Consider the following 15758-nt stretch of genomic DNA (forward strand, 5'->3'; position numbering starts at 1 on the left):
CTCAGGAGAGCAATAATTTCAGATCGGCGGAGGCGTCCGCCAGGATGGCGCGATCCGGTTCCACACCGGTATCGAGCAGTTTCTTGCCCGCGACATAGGCCTTGGCATCGTTGACGGCATCCACCGCCACGAAACGCCCGTCGCGGAAATACCAGACCGACCAGCTGCCTTCACGAGCACCGGGCCGCAATACCGTCTCGTCATAACCGAGATTGAAGCCGGCGATCTGCAGCTTCACCTCATATTGATCCGACCAGAACCAGGGTTTCGCCTCATAGGCGGTTTCAGTGCCGGCAAGCACGGCAGCTGTCGCCTCGGCCTGATCGACGGCATTCTGGACTGATTCGAGACGCACGTGCTGGCCGCGCCATGGCAGCAGGGCGCAATCGCCCACCGCGTGAATGTCCCGGTCGGATGTGCGGGTATGGTTATCCACCACAATGCCGTTGCCGACATCGAGGCCCGATTCGCGGGCAAGCCGGTCATTCGGTGTCACGCCGATGCCGACGATGACGAAATCCACATCAAGCATCGAGCCATCGGACAGTTCGGCGGCGGCCACCCGGCCATCCATGCCGACAAGGCGCACGAGGCCGGTCTTTTCGCGAATAGAAACGCCGTTCGCCTGATGGATGCCGCGCATGATATCGGCGGTTTCTTTCGCCGCCACGCGCTGGAGAATACGGTCGGCCATTTCGATCAGCGTCACATCGAGGCCGAGCTTGCGGGCAACCGCCGCCGCTTCAAGGCCGATATAACCGCCGCCGATCACCAGCAACCTGCGGCCCGGCTTCATTTCTTCCATCAGCCGGTCAGCGTCGCGCTTGTCGCGAACGGTCAAGACCCCTTCCAGATCGCCGCCGATGCTGGCGGGCAGCAGGCGGGGTGCGGCCCCGGTCGCCAGCACCAGCTTGTCATAGGCGAGCGTGCTGCCATCCTGCATGCGCACCGTTTTGGCCCTGCGGTCGATATCTTCCACCCATGTGGACAGTCGGATATCGACATTATTGTCCGCGTACCACTCCTGCGGGCGGAACATCAGCCGGTCAAAACTCATCTCGCCGAGAAGGTATTTTTTAGAGAGCGGCGGCCGCTGGTAGGGATAGGCATCCTCGGAGCCGATGATGGTGATGGGACGCTCATCCTTCAGCGCCCGGAGCTTTGCCGCCAGCGCGAAAGCGGCCTGCCCCGCCCCGACGATTACCAGCCTTCCCGTCACATTCCACTCCCAGACACGAATCGCGATGGGCCAACCCTGCCATGCTCGCGAAGCCATATTGCCGGATCAGGCGTAACGCCAAGTACGGCCCGCGTCAACCACGCTGCGACGCCAGCCCGGTGCAAGCATGACACATTATCAGCACAGGCTGCGACACGCCTGCAACCGGACCGAGCCAAGCGCATTCTATCAAGGGAAACATCGGCTTGCGAAAGGACGATTGGCCCATGTCGAGACGGACAACAGACAATTGCGCCAATTTCCTTCACGACCTGGCAAGGAAGCCGCGTTAAAATCAGCATCAGGAGAGGCAATCCGGGAGGTTGTCATGGCTTTGCATATGGATCCCCGTCAGAACGTCCCCCAGGACGAGAAGTACGAGAAATTTCAGATCGACCGGCCCGGCAAGATCACCTTTATCGGGCATCATCTCAGCGCCAGCGACACCCTGCGCTGCCTCGTGCGCACCATTTCTCTTTATGGCGCAGAGATCGAGGTCAGCCCCCACCTGGAAATGCCCGCCAATTTCTATCTGGAAATTCTGGGTATTCGAGATGAGATCGGCTGCACGCTGATCCGCCGGGAAGAGGAAAAGGTGACCATCGGTTTCAACATGCTGATCGATGCGGAATTCCTGCACCATGTGCGCCGGTTGAGTTTCGAAACCAGCGCCTGAGCGGGCACGACGGGCGGCACGGGGGCGGAAAAACTGTTCCAAAACAGCCATCGGATAACCGGGCGCGGCTTGCGTCCGGTTTTTTTGCACCTATTGTGAGCCGGGTTTTCAAACACAGCTACCGGAACTTTCAGCCAATGTCCGCTTTTTCACGCCTCACGCCGCTTGCCGTCTCGCTCCCTTCAACCGTTCCTTTCGTTGGCCCGGAAGCCATCGAGCGGAATCGCGGCCTGAAGGTGGAAGCGCGGATCGGTGCCAATGAGAGCGGCTTTGGCCCCGCCCCTTCAGTGCTTCTGGCCCTGCGGGATGCTGCAGCCGATACCTGGATGTATAGCGACCCGGAAAATTTCGAATTGAAGGAAGCGCTTGCCATCCATCATGGCGTTGCACGCGGTAATATCGCCATCGGCAGCGGCGTGGACGGATTGCTGGGTGAGATCGCAAGGCTGATTGTCGAGCCCGGCACGCCTGTCGTCACCTCGCTCGGCGGTTATCCCACCTTCAATTACCATGTGAACGGTTTTGGCGGAAAACTCGTGACCACGCCATATGTCGACGATCACGAAGACCTCGATGGCCTTCTCGATCTCGTCATTCGGGAAAATGCGCCGCTCGTTTATTTCGCCAATCCGGATAATCCGATGGGAAGCTGGTGGGAGGCGAGCGAAGTTGTTGCCTTTGCGCGCGCGCTGCCGGAAACCTGCCTGCTCATTCTGGACGAGGCCTATTGCGAAACCGCGCCCGCCAGCGCCGTGCCGGCAATCGATGCGCTGATCGGCCAGCCGAACATCCTGCGCATGCGCACCTTCTCAAAGGCCTATGGGCTGGCCGGCGCGCGCGTCGGTTATGCCATCGGCACGCTCGGCAATGTCGAAGCCTTCGACAAGATCCGTAACCATTTCGGCATGGCGCGCATTTCGGTCGCGGGTGCTTTGGCAGCGTTGAAGGATCAGGCCTATCTGCATGAGGTCGTTGGTAAAATTTCCGATGCCCGCGACCGCATTTCCGCAATCGCCCGCGATAACGGTCTTTTGCCCCTGCCCTCGGCCACCAATTTCGTCACGATCGACTGCCACCGCGACGGCGCTTATGCCCGTGCCATCGTCGATGGACTGATGGAACATGGCGTGTTCATCCGCATGCCGGGCGTCGCGCCACTCAACCGCTGCATTCGCGTGAGTGTCGGGCCAGACGACAAGCTCGATCTTTTCGAGCAGGCATTGCCGAAGGTTATCAAGGCGATCGGGTGATATTTAGTGCTTTCCTTTCCGTCATTCCGGCCCTGAGCCGGAATCCAGCGCGATCAAGTCCTTGATCGCGAAAGACTCTTTCACGCCGCAGACGCGGCGTGGCTGGATGCCGGATCAGGTCCGGCATGACGGAAGAAGGAAGCAATTTGAAAACCGCATCTGCCATGCCTGCCGCAGCGGTTTCATCCCCACTACAGCGTGATGCGAATGCGATTCAAAATCCGCCCGCAAGCCCCTGCCTGCGAATCGTTTTCCGGACGAGACGTCCAGACATAAGAAAACCGCGCCGGCCTTGTTCCTGCCGGTCGCGGTTTGATGTGTCAGCGCAAAAGCTTCTTTTCAAAGCCCTCGCCGCGTTCCCCTTCGGGTTTACTTTCGTTTGCACCGGTCATCGGGACTGGAGGGAGCCGGACCGGAAATCTCACTGATAAACTGGATGGATCAGTGCATCGTCATCCAGTCGCGGGCGGCACGCAGCGCTTCGGCCAGTTCCGCCTTGGTCATGTTGCGGGCGAGATCCGCACGCAGAGAAGCGGCTCTTTCCGATCCACGGATCGCGGCGATGTTGAGCCATTTGTGGGCCGCGACCAGATCCACCGTGCAGCCCCGGCCGGTCGCATAGACCAGGCCGAGATTGCAAAGGGTGTCGGCGCGGGTTTCGCCACCGGCAACTGCCATTTCGATATCGCGAATTTCAAAGCGTGCCATCGTTTTAATCCCTGTCTTCTGCCTGTTTCATCAATCGCCTTCTTTACGAGGCTAACCTTCAGAACCGCCGTCTTATGCGGCTTTTTTGTTCTTCGGGCCGGCAGGTTTTCCCTGCGCTTTTGATGACTTCACTATGCCGCAAGCCTTTCAACGGGCGCTTAAAAGGCATGATTAATGGGCCGCAAACAAACTGCAAACGATTGGTAAAATTGGGTTTTTGTTAAATATCACGAGGTGCGGAAATTAAGGACTTTCAGGCTATTTTTACGAAAAGTTTACATCTGGATTTAAACCCTTCGTTCACCACGATGAAAACATCGATTTTCAAATTCGACCGTCTCCACTGCGCAAACCGTCGCAAATGCCTCTCCATGGCGGCAAATTTCTGTTTCCTTTTACGTTAACGTAAAATAGTATCCGGCTGTCTGTTTATGAGGATGAGGCAGGCAAAGGATAGCATGGCCAAAAGGTGACCGCGTCGCAGGACGCCACACCATCGGCAATGCAGGACAGGGTTTAATGCGCATCCATTCTTCATGACCGGTGCGGTTCGGAAGGGTCTGCGCAAATTTCGGGAGGAGTTTTTATGAAGCGTGTAATGATGATTGCCGCTGCCCTGATGATGGGCAGCAACCTTGCTGTTGCCGCAGAAGCCATCGAGGGCAACTGGAAAACGGCCAGCGGCGAAACCGCCGTGATCGGCCCCTGCGGCACGGCCTTTTGCGTGACGCTGAAGACCGGCAAACATGCCGGAAAACAGATCGGCAAGCTTTCCGGCAAGGGAAACAGCTATGCCGGTGAGATCACCGATCCCGCCAACGACAAGACCTATAGCGGTTCCGGCACCGTTTCCGGCAATTCACTGAGCATGAAGGGCTGCGTGCTGAAGGTTCTGTGCAAATCGCAGACCTGGACACGCCTGTAACTGAATAGGCGGCGGGTGGACTTTCGGCTGCCCGCCAGCCAGCAGGCGCGGCCTGACCAGCCAGCGCGGCACTGGGAAATTTTTTGCACCCAGAGCCACAAACGGATGCCGCGTGGAACATCCCTGAACGTTGATGTATCGTGGCCACCCAGCCGCACCCCAACGAGAGCCACGCATGCCCCTCCCCCTTTCGACGATCCTGATTGCCGGCACCTCGCATGTGGGCAAAAGCACCCTTGCCGGTCTTTTGAGCGAACGGCTCAGCTGTGAGGCGATATCGACCGACAGCCTCGCCCGCCACCCCGGCAGGCCCTGGCCGGGCATACCGGCACCGGTGGAGGAATATTACACGCAGCTTTCGGCAGACACGATCCACTGGTTTCTGAAGATTCATCACCAGAACATCTGGCCGCTGATCCGCTCGCGGATCGACAACAGCTGCAATACCGGCAATCCCGTGATCTTCGAGGGTGCGGCGCTGCGCCCGGAACTTATATCACCCCTCCTCGGCAGCGCGATCGCCGGTGTCTTTCTGCATGCCGGGAATGATTTCCTTCTCGAGAGGATGCACTCTCACGCCCGATACGATGATGCAACGGCCAGCCAGCGGCGGATCATGGACGCCTTCATCGAGCGATCGCTGCGGGAGAATACCGAGATGCTGGCCTCGGCGCAGCAACATAACGTGCCGGTCGTCGATGTGACGAAACCGCAAGCACTCGAAACCCTCATGGCCGATCTTGCCGCGCGCGTGACCGCCTCTTCCGCGTGATCAAAAGACGGGTGACCGAGGTCTCCAGCGAGGCCATTGCGGCATCAATCTGTCCTGTCACCACCCGTTAACATCCCTGAACACCATATGAACCGGGGTCTCAGGGTCCGTTCAGTCCGAGTATGGCAAAACTCTGTCCATCAACTCCAATAAAGGGGAATGGACATGGCAAAGTTGATCAGCCGGTTGGCAATCTTCGCGTTTCTCATGGCGATCTTCGCCATGTCCTTCGCTTCGCTCGTCGTTAATCCGAACCGCAGTTTTCAGCGGGTGAATGCCGGCGCGGCAATTGCCTGCCAGCACAGCCCGGCGCCCGCCGCCAATTGCCCCGTCGTACTTTGAGGACCGACCGATGACCAACACTTTTTCAAACGGCCTGTTCTCTGCCCTGCGGCTGGTGCTGATGGCCTCGATCTTTCTCGGCCCGGTGGCAGGACTTGCGGTTTACAAGGCCGATCCCCGCCCGGCATCCAAGGGCGCCGGTTTTGTGCTCCTGATGAGCCTGCAGCGCGGCGCGCTCGGCTGAATCTAGCACACGCTTTGTCGATCCAGCCGCTTTTTCCGTTTCTTTTCAGTTTCTTCGTATTTCTGTCGCTTGCCTGTCGAAATTGCCCTCTTATAATGGGCCATGACAATAGCAAAACGAACGATTCCGCCCTTCACCTTCATCAGCCCCGAGCCTTTCGCGCCGCAGTCCTTCACGGACCCGAAAGAAGCAGTCGAGGCTTTGACCGCGCTTTACGAACGCAATACGGCGTTCCTGATCAATTCCTTCACCGACCTTGCCAAAGGCGCGCCGATTGCCGGCCGCTACCGCGCCTGCTACCCGCAGGTGAGCCTGGAGACCGCAACCTTCGGCCATGTCGACTCGCGTCTCTCCTATGGCCACGTCACCGCGCCCGGCGTCTACACGACGACGATCACCCGGCCGGAGCTGTTCCGCCATTACCTGAAAGAGCAGCTGGGGCTTCTGATGAAGAACCACGGTGTTCCGGTCACGGTGTCGGAATCGGCCACACCCATTCCGCTGCACTTCGCTTTTGGCGAAGGCGCCTATGTCGAGGCGGCGGCCGCATCATCGCTCTCCGACGTGCCGCTGCGCGATCTGTTCGATACGCCCGATCTCAACAATACCGATGATCTCATCGCCAATGGCGAATATGACCAGGTGCCGGGCGAACCCGCACCGCTTGCGCCCTTTACCGCGCAGCGCATCGATTATTCGCTTGCCCGCCTCAGCCATTATACGGCGACCAGCGCCAGCCATTTCCAGAATTTCGTGCTCTTCACCAACTACCAGTTCTATATCGACGAGTTCGCCGCATGGGCGCGGCAGATGATGAAGAATGGCGGCGAAGGTTACACAGCCTTCGTGGAGCCGGGCAACATCATCACGAATGCCGGTTCCGACAGGCCGGAAACGGACGCCGTGCTCGCCCGCCTGCCGCAGATGCCTGCCTATCACCTGAAGAAAAAGGGCCATGCCGGCATCACGCTGGTCAATATCGGCGTCGGCCCTTCCAACGCCAAGACGATTACCGACCATATCGCCGTACTGCGCCCGCATGCCTGGCTGATGGTCGGCCATTGCGCCGGCCTGCGTAACAGCCAGCGGCTGGGCGATTATGTTCTGGCGCATGCCTATGTGCGTGAGGACCACGTGCTTGATGACGACCTGCCGGTCTGGGTGCCAATCCCGGCGCTGGCCGAAGTGCAGCTGGCGCTGGAAGGCGCTGTGGCGGAAGTTACCGGTTACGAGGGCTTCGAGCTGAAGCGCATCATGCGCACCGGCACCGTCGCCACCATCGACAACCGCAACTGGGAACTTCGCGATCAGGCCGGCCCCGTCAAGCGCCTGTCGCAGTCGCGCGCCATAGCACTCGACATGGAATCGGCCACCATCGCGGCCAACGGCTTCCGCTTCCGCGTGCCCTACGGCACCCTGCTCTGCGTCTCCGACAAGCCGCTGCATGGCGAATTGAAGCTGCCGGGCATGGCGACGGAGTTTTACCGCACGCAGGTCGCCCAGCATCTGCAAATCGGCATCCGCGCCGTGCAGAAACTCGCCGCCATGCCGACGGAAACGCTGCATTCGCGCAAGCTTCGAAGCTTTTACGAGACGGCGTTCCAGTAAAATTGCACATCCTCGCCCTCAAGGTGCTGATGTGGCCCAGACACCTTGAGGCATTGCAATGCGAGTAACGATCGATCTGGATGATGCACTGATCGCAGAGATTATGGAAATTACCGGGCTATCCAACACCGAAGCGGCGGTTGAAATGGCTCTGAGAGAATTCATCCGCATACACCGGAAACTTCGAGACGTCGGCCGTGAAGGCAATCTCAATGGAATCCGCGACAGCTGGAGAACGGATGAGTCCTAGTTGACTCACTCAATGCTCTCACTGCCATCAAGGAACATAACCTCCGTCATTCCGGCCTTGAGCCGGAATCCAGCCGACGCGCGTCCGCGCGGCGAGAAGAGTCTTTTCAGCCCAAAGACTTGGGCTGACTGGATTCCGGCTCAAGGCCGGAATGACGGAGAAAGAAACAATACAATCACAGCAAAATAACGCATTTAGCGGACAACAACAATTATGACTGAGCCTATAGCGCTTCAGACAAATCGAGATCTTTGGAAGCGCTCTATCCCTTTATTTTTACGGATGTCCAGCAAAACAACTACGCACTTTTACTGGACATTCTCTCGTGAAGTTGCCCGCCGCGGTCCACTCGCGCAGATCGCGCGCCGCATCCGTCTCAAACCACTTTCACCGTCCCCTCCACCCGCACCGGAAAATTCACCGACCGGGCGATGAAGCACTTATCATGCGCATCATGGTGCAGCTCATCCGCGCGGGCAGGATCGCCCTTCGAGATGGTGATGACCGGTTTCAGCACCACTTCGCTGAATTGCCCCGCGCCGTCTTTTTCCATGACAAGAGTGCCTTCGGCGTTGTCGACATAGTCTTCAACGATGATGCCGTTGACCGAGCAGAAATGCAGGTACCAGAGCTTGTGGCAAGCCGAGAGCGAGGCGACCAGCATGTCTTCCGGGTTCCAGCGGGCGGGATCGCCGCGGAAGGCTGGATCCGAGGAGCCGGCGATATCGGCTTTCCCTGCGGTGGAAATCGTGTAGTCGCGTTCATAATCGCGGTACCCGGATGTGCCCTTGCCGCGATTGCCGGTCCATTTCACCTGCACGGCGTAATGATGTTCCTGTCCTGCCATCTGATTATTCCTCCCTTGGAAACTTTTTTCGCATTCTCTAACGGAAAACTGGTGTCGACTTTTCCTAGAAATGCTCTCGCGTATCGCGCAGATGATCGAGCCCCTTGCGCAACGTTTCTATGATCTCATCCACTTCCGAGCGACTGATGGTCAGCGCCGGTGAGGCCAGCATGCGGTCGCCAGTCGCACGCATGACAAGGCCGTTTGCCAGGCAATGGTTGCGCACGGCGGTACCGATATCATCGGGCTTGGCGAAACGTCTGCGGATTGCCTTGTCGGCCGTTATCTGCAGGCCGCCCATCAGGCCGACATTCACGGCCTCGCCCACCAATTCGTGATCATCAAGACTTTTCCAGCCTTTGGAGAAATACGGACCGATATCGTCGCGCACCCGCTCCACCAGACCCTCATTCTCGATGATGCGAAGGTTTTCCAGCGCGGCGGCGGCACAGACGGGGTGGCCGGAATAGGTAAAGCCGTGGTTGAAGTCGCCGACTTCCGACAACATCACTTCCGCCACCCGGTCGGAAACGATGACGCCGCCGATCGGCAGATAACCGGATGAAAGGCCCTTGGCGACGGGGGCGAAATCCGGCTCCACGCCGAAATGCTGGTAACCGAACCATGAGCCGAGACGGCCGAAACCGCAGATCACCTCATCCGATACGAGCAGGATATTGCGCGCCTTGCAGATGCGGGCGATTTCCGGCCAATAGGTTTCCGGCGGCACGATGACGCCGCCTGCCCCCTGAATGGGTTCAGCGACGAAAGCGGCGACGTTTTCCTCGCCGAGTTCATCGATCTTCGCATCCAGTTCGCGGGCCACTTTCAGGCCAAATTCGGCGGGCGAAAGATCGCCGCCTTCGGCATACCAATAGGGCTGGCCGATATGGGCAACGCCTTCGATCGGCAGGTTGCCCTGCTCGTGCATCCATTTCATGCCGCCGAGCGAGGCGCCGGCAACCGTCGAGCCGTGATAGCCGTTGCGGCGGGCAATGACCTTCGTCTTCGTCGGATGGCCAAGCGCCTTCCAGTAGACCCGCGCCATGCGGAACCAGGTGTCGGTGGCTTCCGAACCGGAATTGGTGAAGAACACATGGTTCATGCCAGGCCCGGCGCGCGAGGCGATCTTCTGCGCCAGAAGTGTCGCGGGCGGCGTGGTCGTTCCGAAAAAAGCGTTGTAATAGGGCAGTTCGTTCATCTGCCTCTGAACGACATCAGCGATTTCGCGGCGTCCATAGCCAATATTCACACACCAGAGGCCGGCAAAGGCGTCGAGGTATTTCTTGCCGGTACTGTCATAGATGAACACCCCTTCGGCCCGTTCGATGATGCGGGTGCCGGCGGCATTCAGTTTGCCCATATCGGAAAAGGGATGGAGGTGATGGGCGGCATCGATGGCGGCAAGGTTGGACATCGGCTTGGAGACTTCATTCATGACAGATCGCACTCCCATAAAGGCGACGGCGCTCACGCCACCGCGCCCGCCGAACATGGCCGGGCGGCTTTGATTTGGCAAGGCTGGTGATTTTCAGGGGGCGGCCTGGACGAACGGAGGCGGCCGGGTTTCTTCTCCCCGAGGGGGAGAAAGTGGTCCGAAGGGTCGGATGAGGGGGCGAGGTTGCCGGAATTCGGAGAGCTCGCCCCCTCATCCCGCTGCCGCGGACTTCTCCCCCTCGGGGAGAAGAAACAAGCGGCATTCGCTCATTTCTAACATGGTGAAGCGGATTCGATTTGGCGACGCTGGCGTTCTTGGGACAGTAATGAAGGGGCAGGATATCGCCCCTTGTTTCTTCTCCCCGCCGGGGAGAAGGTGGCCCGAAGGGTCGGATGAGGGGGCGACGCCAGCGAGAGACGGAGAGTTCGCCCCCTCGTCCCGCTGCCGCGGACTTCTCCCCCTCGGGGAGAAGAAACAAGCGGCGATCACCCAATCCAACGTACTCCGTTCGCGCTATGCGAAAAACGCCCGCCCCACCAGCACCTTCAACTCGCCGGCATGCACCTCCAGCGCCACATCCCGCTCCATCGGCAGCAATTCGCCATCGATGACGCAGCGCACATCGTGGCGTTTCTTCGGAAAATGCAGTTCCACATCCGTCACCGTCATGGCTGTCACGGCGGCGTTTTCCTTCAGCCTGCCGCGCAGAATGTCGAAGGCAAGCCTTGCGACACCGGAAGGGCGCAGCGGATCGGTGAGGTAAAAACCGAGATGACCGCCGGATACATTATCCGCCACCAGCAGCGAGTTCTGGCCGAATTCATTGTTGGAGACGGAAATGGCCGAGACCTTGCGGTGCTGGGTTTCGCCATTGACGGTATATTCCACCTCGAAGACCGGCGGATTGAGGATGACGCTGATGGCCGCGCGGATGCTTGCCTTGATCTTGCCGAGGCGGGAGGCGAAAGCGAGGTTGTTGCGATAACGCACCATGCGCGAATGCAGGCCGGCGGAAAACTGGTGAACGAAAAGCCGGCCGTTGGCGCTGGCTATATCCACGCTGGCGATCTCGCCATTTGCCAGCGTTTCCAGCACCAGGCGAATGTCGAGCGGCAGTTTCAGCGAGCGGGCAAACAGGTTCATGGTGCCGGCCGGCACGATGCCGAGCGCAATGCCCTGTTTCCAGGCGATGCCGGCGGCGGCCGAAATGGTGCCATCGCCACCACCGGCAATGATGCCTTCAATATCAGGCTCATCGGCAGCGCGTTGCATTTCCTCGACAATGTCCTTTCCGGAAACCAGACGGCATTCGATCTGGTGCCCCGCCCGGGAAAAGACCGCACGGGCGTGGTCGCAATAGGCGTCCATATCGGTGGTGCGAAAGGTGCCGCCATCACGATTGAAAATTGCAATGAGCTTCATGTCCAACCCGGTCCCGTAACGTTCGCAGCCGCGCGTAAATGCCTGGCTTCATATAGAGTTCCGAACACCATCGCGTGAAGATGCTCTTTTACCGAGAATCGCTCTACCGCAACGCATCATTTCATGTTAGGGATCACTTAAGGTCATTTTCATGACCGCGCATCTCCAGTCAGGGCAGACCGCTCCCATACGGTCTTGCCCTTTTTTCTGTGGGGTCCTCCCCCTTCTCAGGTCATCATGAGCCAGTCGAAAATTTCCGAAGCCCGTCCCGCAGCGGGGAATGAAACCGTTTACACGGACACTCCGGCCGTGGCGCTCTCGCCGCTTGCCATCGCGCTTATCGAGCTGGCGCTGGCCGCCGGCGGCTTCGGCATCGGCACCGGCGAATTCGCCATCATGGGCCTGTTGCCTGACGTCGCCACGACCTATGGCGTGACGGTGCCGCAGGCGGGTTATGTTATCACGGCCTATGCGCTCGGCGTTGTCATCGGCGCGCCGATCATCGCCATCCTTGCCGCGCGCATGACACGGCGCGCTTTGCTCCTCGGCCTGATGGGGCTTTTTGCAGCCGGCAATATCTTGAGCGCCGTCGCACCTGACTTTCTGAGCTTCACCGTACTGCGCTTCATCACCGGCCTGCCGCATGGCGCCTATTTCGGCGTCGCCGCGCTGGTGGCGGCCTCGATGGCGCCGATCCATAAACGCGCCCGCGCCGTCGGCCGCGTCATGCTCGGCCTCACCGTCGCCACGCTGCTCGGCACACCGCTTGCCACCTTTTTCGGCCAGCTGCTGTCCTGGCGCGCCGCCTTCATGCTGGTCGGCGGCATAGCACTTCTGACCGTCGCCCTGCTCTGGCTGTTCCAGCCGCGTGACCGGGTGGAGGAAGGTGCAAGCGTCTGGCGCGAACTCGGCGCTTTTCGCCGCGTGCAGGTGTGGCTTACGCTTGCCATCGCGTCTGTCGGTTTCGGCGGCATGTTCTCGGTGTTCAGCTATATCGCCAAGACCACCACTGATGTGGCGATGATGCCGGTTTCCACCGTCTCCATGGTGCTGGCGCTATTTGGCATCGGCATGAATGTCGGCAATGTGGTCGGCTCGCGGCTGGCGGATATCTCGCTCAACGGCACGATTGGCGGCATGCTCGCCTTCAACGTGCTGGTCATGGTCGTGTTCGGCATGACGGCGCATGAACCGTTCATGTTGTGCCTCTGCGTCTTCCTGATCGGCTGCGGTTTTGCCGCGTGTCCTGCCGTGCAGACGCGGCTGATGGATGTGGCGCAGGATGCCCAGACGCTGGCCGCCGCCTCCAACCACTCCGCCTTCAACATCGCCAATGCGCTTGGCGCCTGGCTCGGCGGGCTGGTCATCGCCATGGGTTATGGCTATGCCTCGACAGGTTATGTCGGCGCAGTTCTGTCGCTGCTCGGGCTCGGCGTTTTCCTCATTTCCGTCACCGTCGAGCGGCGCGAAAAGGCGGCCTGAGCCGACCCTATCGCAGCTTACGGAAATTTCACAATCGGGCGCTTGACTCTTTTCGGTTTCAGGCGCAACACGGCCTTACGCGCATGCCTTGCGGCACGGCGCGGATTTCAACGGAGCATCATTAGATGTCTAGCGACAGTAGCAGTCGATTGCCTTTGCCGAGACCGGCGAACGTGAACTGATCCGACCGCTGTCGGCTCACCACCGCGTTCGCCGTTATCGGCGAATCGACGGAAAGGTGAGCAATCATGAACTTCCACAACCTCTCCCAGAGGGCCAGCAAGGCCGCACGTCTTCTTCGTAGCGGAAATGCCGGCTCCACCACCATTGCCGAACGCGTCGAGCACCTCAACACGCTTGATGTCGGCGAAGCCGCAACCGCCCTGCTCGCCATGCCGCAGGCAAAGGCCGTCGCCATTCTCGACCGGCCCGAACTGCACGGCGCAGCCGCCATCATCGCCCATATTCCTGTCGAACAGGCTGCCCGCTTCGTCAACCTGATGTCTGACGACCGCGTTGCCGACGTCATGGCGGAAATGGCCGAAGAACCGCGCGCAAAGCTGTTTTCCCGGCTGGACCGCACGACGGCGCTCTCCATCAAGCACCTGATGGGGTATCCGCCGCGCACGGCCGGCTCTATCATGACCACGGAATTCGTCAGCGTGCCTGATGACTGGACGGTGGAACAGACCCTTTCGCACATCCGCGTTGTCGAGCGGTCGCGTGAAACGGTCTATGCCATCTATGTGCTGGCGCAGGACGGAACGCTTTCCACCGTCGTGACGCTGCGTCGCCTGCTGACCGGCGAAGCCGGTGCTTCCATCCTCTCTGTCGCATCGAAGGAAGGCATCGTCTGCGCCAGCCCCCTGATGTCGCAGGAGGATGTTGCCCGGCTGATCCGCAAGCACGACCTGCTGGCGCTGCCCGTTGTCGATGACCGCTCGCATATTCTCGGCATCGTCACCGTTGACGACGTGATCGACACCATGATCGCCGATACAACGGAAGACGCCCACAAGTTCGGTGGTATGGAGGCGCTCGGCAAGCCCTACATGACGATCGGCTTTCCGGACATGATCCGCAAGCGCGCCGGCTGGCTCGCAGCGCTCTTTCTCGGCGAAATGCTGACGGCCAGCGCCATGCAGCATTTCGAGGGCGAGCTGGAAAAGGCCGTGGTGCTGACGCTGTTCATTCCGCTCATCATGTCTTCGGGCGGCAACTCCGGTTCGCAGGCTACCTCGCTCATCATCCGGGCGCTGGCGCTCGGCGAACTGAAGCTTTCCGACTGGTGGCGGGTGCTGCTTCGGGAAATCCCGACGGGCCTGACGCTCGGCTGCATTCTGGGCGCCATCGGCTTCCTGCGGCTCACGGTCTGGCAGCAGGCCGGCTTTTACGATTACGGCGACCACTGGCTGCTGGTGGGCGCCACCGTGTTTTCGGCACTTGTCGGCATCGTTACCTTCGGTTCGCTTGCCGGCTCCATGCTGCCCTTCATCCTGCAGCGCCTGCGGCTTGACCCCGCCAGCGCATCTGCCCCCTTCGTCGCCACGCTAGTGGATGTCAGCGGCCTCGTCATCTACTTCTCGGTGGCGCTGGTGATCTTGAGCGGTACGTTGCTCTAAAAGACGAAAGGCCCGCTCGAAAGAGCGGGCCTCACTTTTACAAATCGAAATCTCGCCATTGTCATCCTCGGGCTTGACCCGAGGATCCACAACCCGGCTCACGATGGATCCTCGGGTCAAGCCCGAGGATGACGGCGAGTACGGCTCCCCTCACCCGCCGGCGCTGATGGCGCCCGTTCCCAGAAGCCCCAGCAGGATGAAGCCGATAACCACGCGGTACCAGACGAAGGGCATGTAGCTCTTGGTGGAGACCAGCTTGAGGAAGACGACAATAACCGCATAACCGACGATGAAGGCGATCAGGGTGGCAAGTCCCGTCTGCCCCCAGCCGACCGGATTGTCCTCGCCGATGCTCTTGAAGAGCTGGTAGAAACCGGAACCGAAGACGGCGGGAACGGCGAGCAGGAAGGAATAACGGGCCGCCGCCTCGCGGGTGTAGCCGAGCAGCAGGCCGGCGCTGATGGTGCCGCCCGAGCGCGAGACGCCGGGGATGAGCGCCATGGCCTGCGCGAAACCGAAGAGGATACCGTCGCGCCAGATCAGCTGGTTCAGCTTGTAGCGTTTTTCACCGATCCTGTCGGCAATGCCAAGAACGATGCCGAAGACGATCAGCATCACGGCGGTGATATAGAGGTTGCGCAGCGAATGTTCGATGGCATCCTTGAAGAACAGGCCGAGAAACACGATCGGCACAGAACCGACGATGATGAGCCAGCCAAGGCGGGCATCCGCCTTGTCATAGGGGCCGAGGCGCAGGTTCTGCCGCAGCCAGGCGGCGGCAATGCGCATGATATCCGACCAGAAATAGACCAGCACGGCCATTTCCGTGCCGATTTGCGTAATCGCGGTGAAGGCGGCCCCGGGATCGGCGCCGGAGGGCAGGAACTCCCCGGCTATCCTCAGATGCGCGCTTGAAGAAATCGGAAGAAATTCCGTAAGTCCTTGCAAAAGGCCGAGAAATCCGGCCTCCATCCAACCCATGCTCATGTGCTTTGATGTCCCTGCTGCGAATC

16 protein-coding genes are annotated in these 15758 nt (G+C 59.9%); 10 read left to right on the forward strand and 6 right to left on the reverse strand.

Annotation, left to right across the window (positions count from 1 at the left end):
* Position 1: 1 nt before the first annotated feature.
* The gene (locus M0412_RS07650; protein WP_269698398.1) at positions 2–1219 is read right to left on the reverse strand and encodes an NAD(P)/FAD-dependent oxidoreductase; all 1218 of its coding nucleotides are present in this window, start codon (positions 1217–1219) and stop codon (positions 2–4) included.
* 328 nt (positions 1220–1547) lie between these two features.
* Here M0412_RS07650 and M0412_RS07655 point away from each other — a divergent pair, with 328 nt between their 5' ends.
* Entirely contained in the window at positions 1548–1895 is a 348-nt protein-coding gene (locus M0412_RS07655) for a hypothetical protein (RefSeq protein WP_142839932.1), read from the forward strand.
* A 137-nt stretch (positions 1896–2032) separates the two neighbouring features.
* Positions 2033–3145 carry a pyridoxal phosphate-dependent aminotransferase gene (locus tag M0412_RS07660; protein ID WP_269698399.1) on the forward strand — a complete coding sequence of 371 codons (1113 nt, stop codon included), beginning with the start codon at positions 2033–2035 and terminating at the stop codon, positions 3143–3145.
* A 441-nt stretch (positions 3146–3586) separates the two neighbouring features.
* Here M0412_RS07660 and M0412_RS07665 read toward each other — a convergent pair whose 3' ends face one another.
* The gene (locus tag M0412_RS07665) at positions 3587–3853 is read right to left on the reverse strand and encodes a sel1 repeat family protein (RefSeq protein WP_046798706.1); all 267 of its coding nucleotides are present in this window, start codon (positions 3851–3853) and stop codon (positions 3587–3589) included.
* A 586-nt stretch (positions 3854–4439) separates the two neighbouring features.
* Between M0412_RS07665 and M0412_RS07670 the strand changes: the two genes are divergently transcribed.
* The 6 genes from M0412_RS07670 to M0412_RS07695 all read left to right on the forward strand — a co-directional run bounded on the left by M0412_RS07670 (position 4440) and on the right by M0412_RS07695 (position 7934).
* Entirely contained in the window at positions 4440–4778 is a 339-nt protein-coding gene (locus tag M0412_RS07670; protein WP_142839437.1) for a DUF2147 domain-containing protein, read from the forward strand.
* Positions 4779–4953: 175 nt separating this feature from the next.
* The gene (locus tag M0412_RS07675) at positions 4954–5550 is read left to right on the forward strand and encodes a hypothetical protein (RefSeq protein WP_269698400.1); all 597 of its coding nucleotides are present in this window, start codon (positions 4954–4956) and stop codon (positions 5548–5550) included.
* A gap of 159 nt (positions 5551–5709) precedes the next feature.
* Complete coding sequence (locus M0412_RS07680; RefSeq protein WP_035218142.1) at positions 5710–5892, forward strand: hypothetical protein; 183 nt, start codon at positions 5710–5712, stop codon at positions 5890–5892.
* Between the two features lie 10 nt (positions 5893–5902).
* Positions 5903–6076: a hypothetical protein gene (locus tag M0412_RS07685; RefSeq protein ID WP_193559488.1), complete on the forward strand. Its 174-nt coding sequence runs from the start codon at positions 5903–5905 to the stop codon at positions 6074–6076.
* A gap of 102 nt (positions 6077–6178) precedes the next feature.
* The gene (gene amn, locus M0412_RS07690; RefSeq protein WP_269698401.1) at positions 6179–7684 is read left to right on the forward strand and encodes an AMP nucleosidase; all 1506 of its coding nucleotides are present in this window, start codon (positions 6179–6181) and stop codon (positions 7682–7684) included.
* Between the two features lie 58 nt (positions 7685–7742).
* A complete protein-coding gene (locus M0412_RS07695) occupies positions 7743–7934 on the forward strand; it encodes a type II toxin-antitoxin system VapB family antitoxin (RefSeq protein WP_142839433.1) in 192 nt (63 codons plus the stop codon).
* 376 nt (positions 7935–8310) lie between these two features.
* Here M0412_RS07695 and M0412_RS07700 read toward each other — a convergent pair whose 3' ends face one another.
* The 3 genes from M0412_RS07700 to M0412_RS07710 form a co-directional block, all read right to left on the reverse strand.
* Entirely contained in the window at positions 8311–8781 is a 471-nt protein-coding gene (locus M0412_RS07700; RefSeq protein WP_269698402.1) for an OsmC family protein, read from the reverse strand.
* Positions 8782–8845: 64 nt separating this feature from the next.
* A complete protein-coding gene (locus M0412_RS07705) occupies positions 8846–10219 on the reverse strand; it encodes an aspartate aminotransferase family protein (RefSeq protein ID WP_269698403.1) in 1374 nt (457 codons plus the stop codon).
* A gap of 513 nt (positions 10220–10732) precedes the next feature.
* On the reverse strand, positions 10733–11641 hold the full coding sequence (locus tag M0412_RS07710) for a diacylglycerol kinase family protein (RefSeq protein ID WP_269698404.1): 909 nt from the start codon (positions 11639–11641) through the stop codon (positions 10733–10735).
* A 237-nt stretch (positions 11642–11878) separates the two neighbouring features.
* On the opposite strand from M0412_RS07710, the gene M0412_RS07715 reads away from it, so the two are divergent.
* Entirely contained in the window at positions 11879–13123 is a 1245-nt protein-coding gene (locus M0412_RS07715) for an MFS transporter (protein WP_269698405.1), read from the forward strand.
* Between the two features lie 248 nt (positions 13124–13371).
* Positions 13372–14745 (forward strand): magnesium transporter, encoded by a 1374-nt coding sequence (gene mgtE / locus M0412_RS07720; RefSeq protein WP_269698406.1) that lies wholly within the window; start codon positions 13372–13374, stop codon positions 14743–14745.
* Between the two features lie 150 nt (positions 14746–14895).
* On the opposite strand, the gene M0412_RS07725 is transcribed toward mgtE, so the two are convergent.
* Entirely contained in the window at positions 14896–15732 is an 837-nt protein-coding gene (locus M0412_RS07725; RefSeq protein WP_269698407.1) for an undecaprenyl-diphosphate phosphatase, read from the reverse strand.
* Positions 15733–15758 lie beyond the last annotated feature (26 nt).

The organism is Agrobacterium sp. O3.4 (assembly GCF_041414895.1).
GTDB classification, from domain to species: Bacteria; Pseudomonadota; Alphaproteobacteria; order Rhizobiales; family Rhizobiaceae; genus Agrobacterium; species Agrobacterium cucumeris.

Bases quoted from the DNA above. Each gene is read 5' to 3' on its own strand.
- M0412_RS07655 (WP_142839932.1), top strand. From the start codon at position 1,548: ATGGCTTTGCATATGGATCCCCGTCAGAACGTCCCCCAGGACGAGAAG.
- M0412_RS07660 (WP_269698399.1), top strand. From the start codon at position 2,033: ATGTCCGCTTTTTCACGCCTCACGCCGCTTGCCGTCTCGCTCCCTTCA.
- M0412_RS07665 (WP_046798706.1), bottom strand. From the start codon at position 3,853: ATGGCACGCTTTGAAATTCGCGATATCGAAATGGCAGTTGCCGGTGGC.
- M0412_RS07670 (WP_142839437.1), top strand. From the start codon at position 4,440: ATGAAGCGTGTAATGATGATTGCCGCTGCCCTGATGATGGGCAGCAAC.
- M0412_RS07675 (WP_269698400.1), top strand. From the start codon at position 4,954: ATGCCCCTCCCCCTTTCGACGATCCTGATTGCCGGCACCTCGCATGTG.
- M0412_RS07680 (WP_035218142.1), top strand. From the start codon at position 5,710: ATGGACATGGCAAAGTTGATCAGCCGGTTGGCAATCTTCGCGTTTCTC.
- M0412_RS07685 (WP_193559488.1), top strand. From the start codon at position 5,903: ATGACCAACACTTTTTCAAACGGCCTGTTCTCTGCCCTGCGGCTGGTG.
- amn (WP_269698401.1), top strand. From the start codon at position 6,179: ATGACAATAGCAAAACGAACGATTCCGCCCTTCACCTTCATCAGCCCC.
- M0412_RS07695 (WP_142839433.1), top strand. From the start codon at position 7,743: ATGCGAGTAACGATCGATCTGGATGATGCACTGATCGCAGAGATTATG.
- M0412_RS07700 (WP_269698402.1), bottom strand. From the start codon at position 8,781: ATGGCAGGACAGGAACATCATTACGCCGTGCAGGTGAAATGGACCGGC.
- M0412_RS07705 (WP_269698403.1), bottom strand. From the start codon at position 10,219: ATGAATGAAGTCTCCAAGCCGATGTCCAACCTTGCCGCCATCGATGCC.
- M0412_RS07710 (WP_269698404.1), bottom strand. From the start codon at position 11,641: ATGAAGCTCATTGCAATTTTCAATCGTGATGGCGGCACCTTTCGCACC.
- M0412_RS07715 (WP_269698405.1), top strand. From the start codon at position 11,879: ATGAGCCAGTCGAAAATTTCCGAAGCCCGTCCCGCAGCGGGGAATGAA.
- mgtE (WP_269698406.1), top strand. From the start codon at position 13,372: ATGAACTTCCACAACCTCTCCCAGAGGGCCAGCAAGGCCGCACGTCTT.
- M0412_RS07725 (WP_269698407.1), bottom strand. From the start codon at position 15,732: ATGAGCATGGGTTGGATGGAGGCCGGATTTCTCGGCCTTTTGCAAGGA.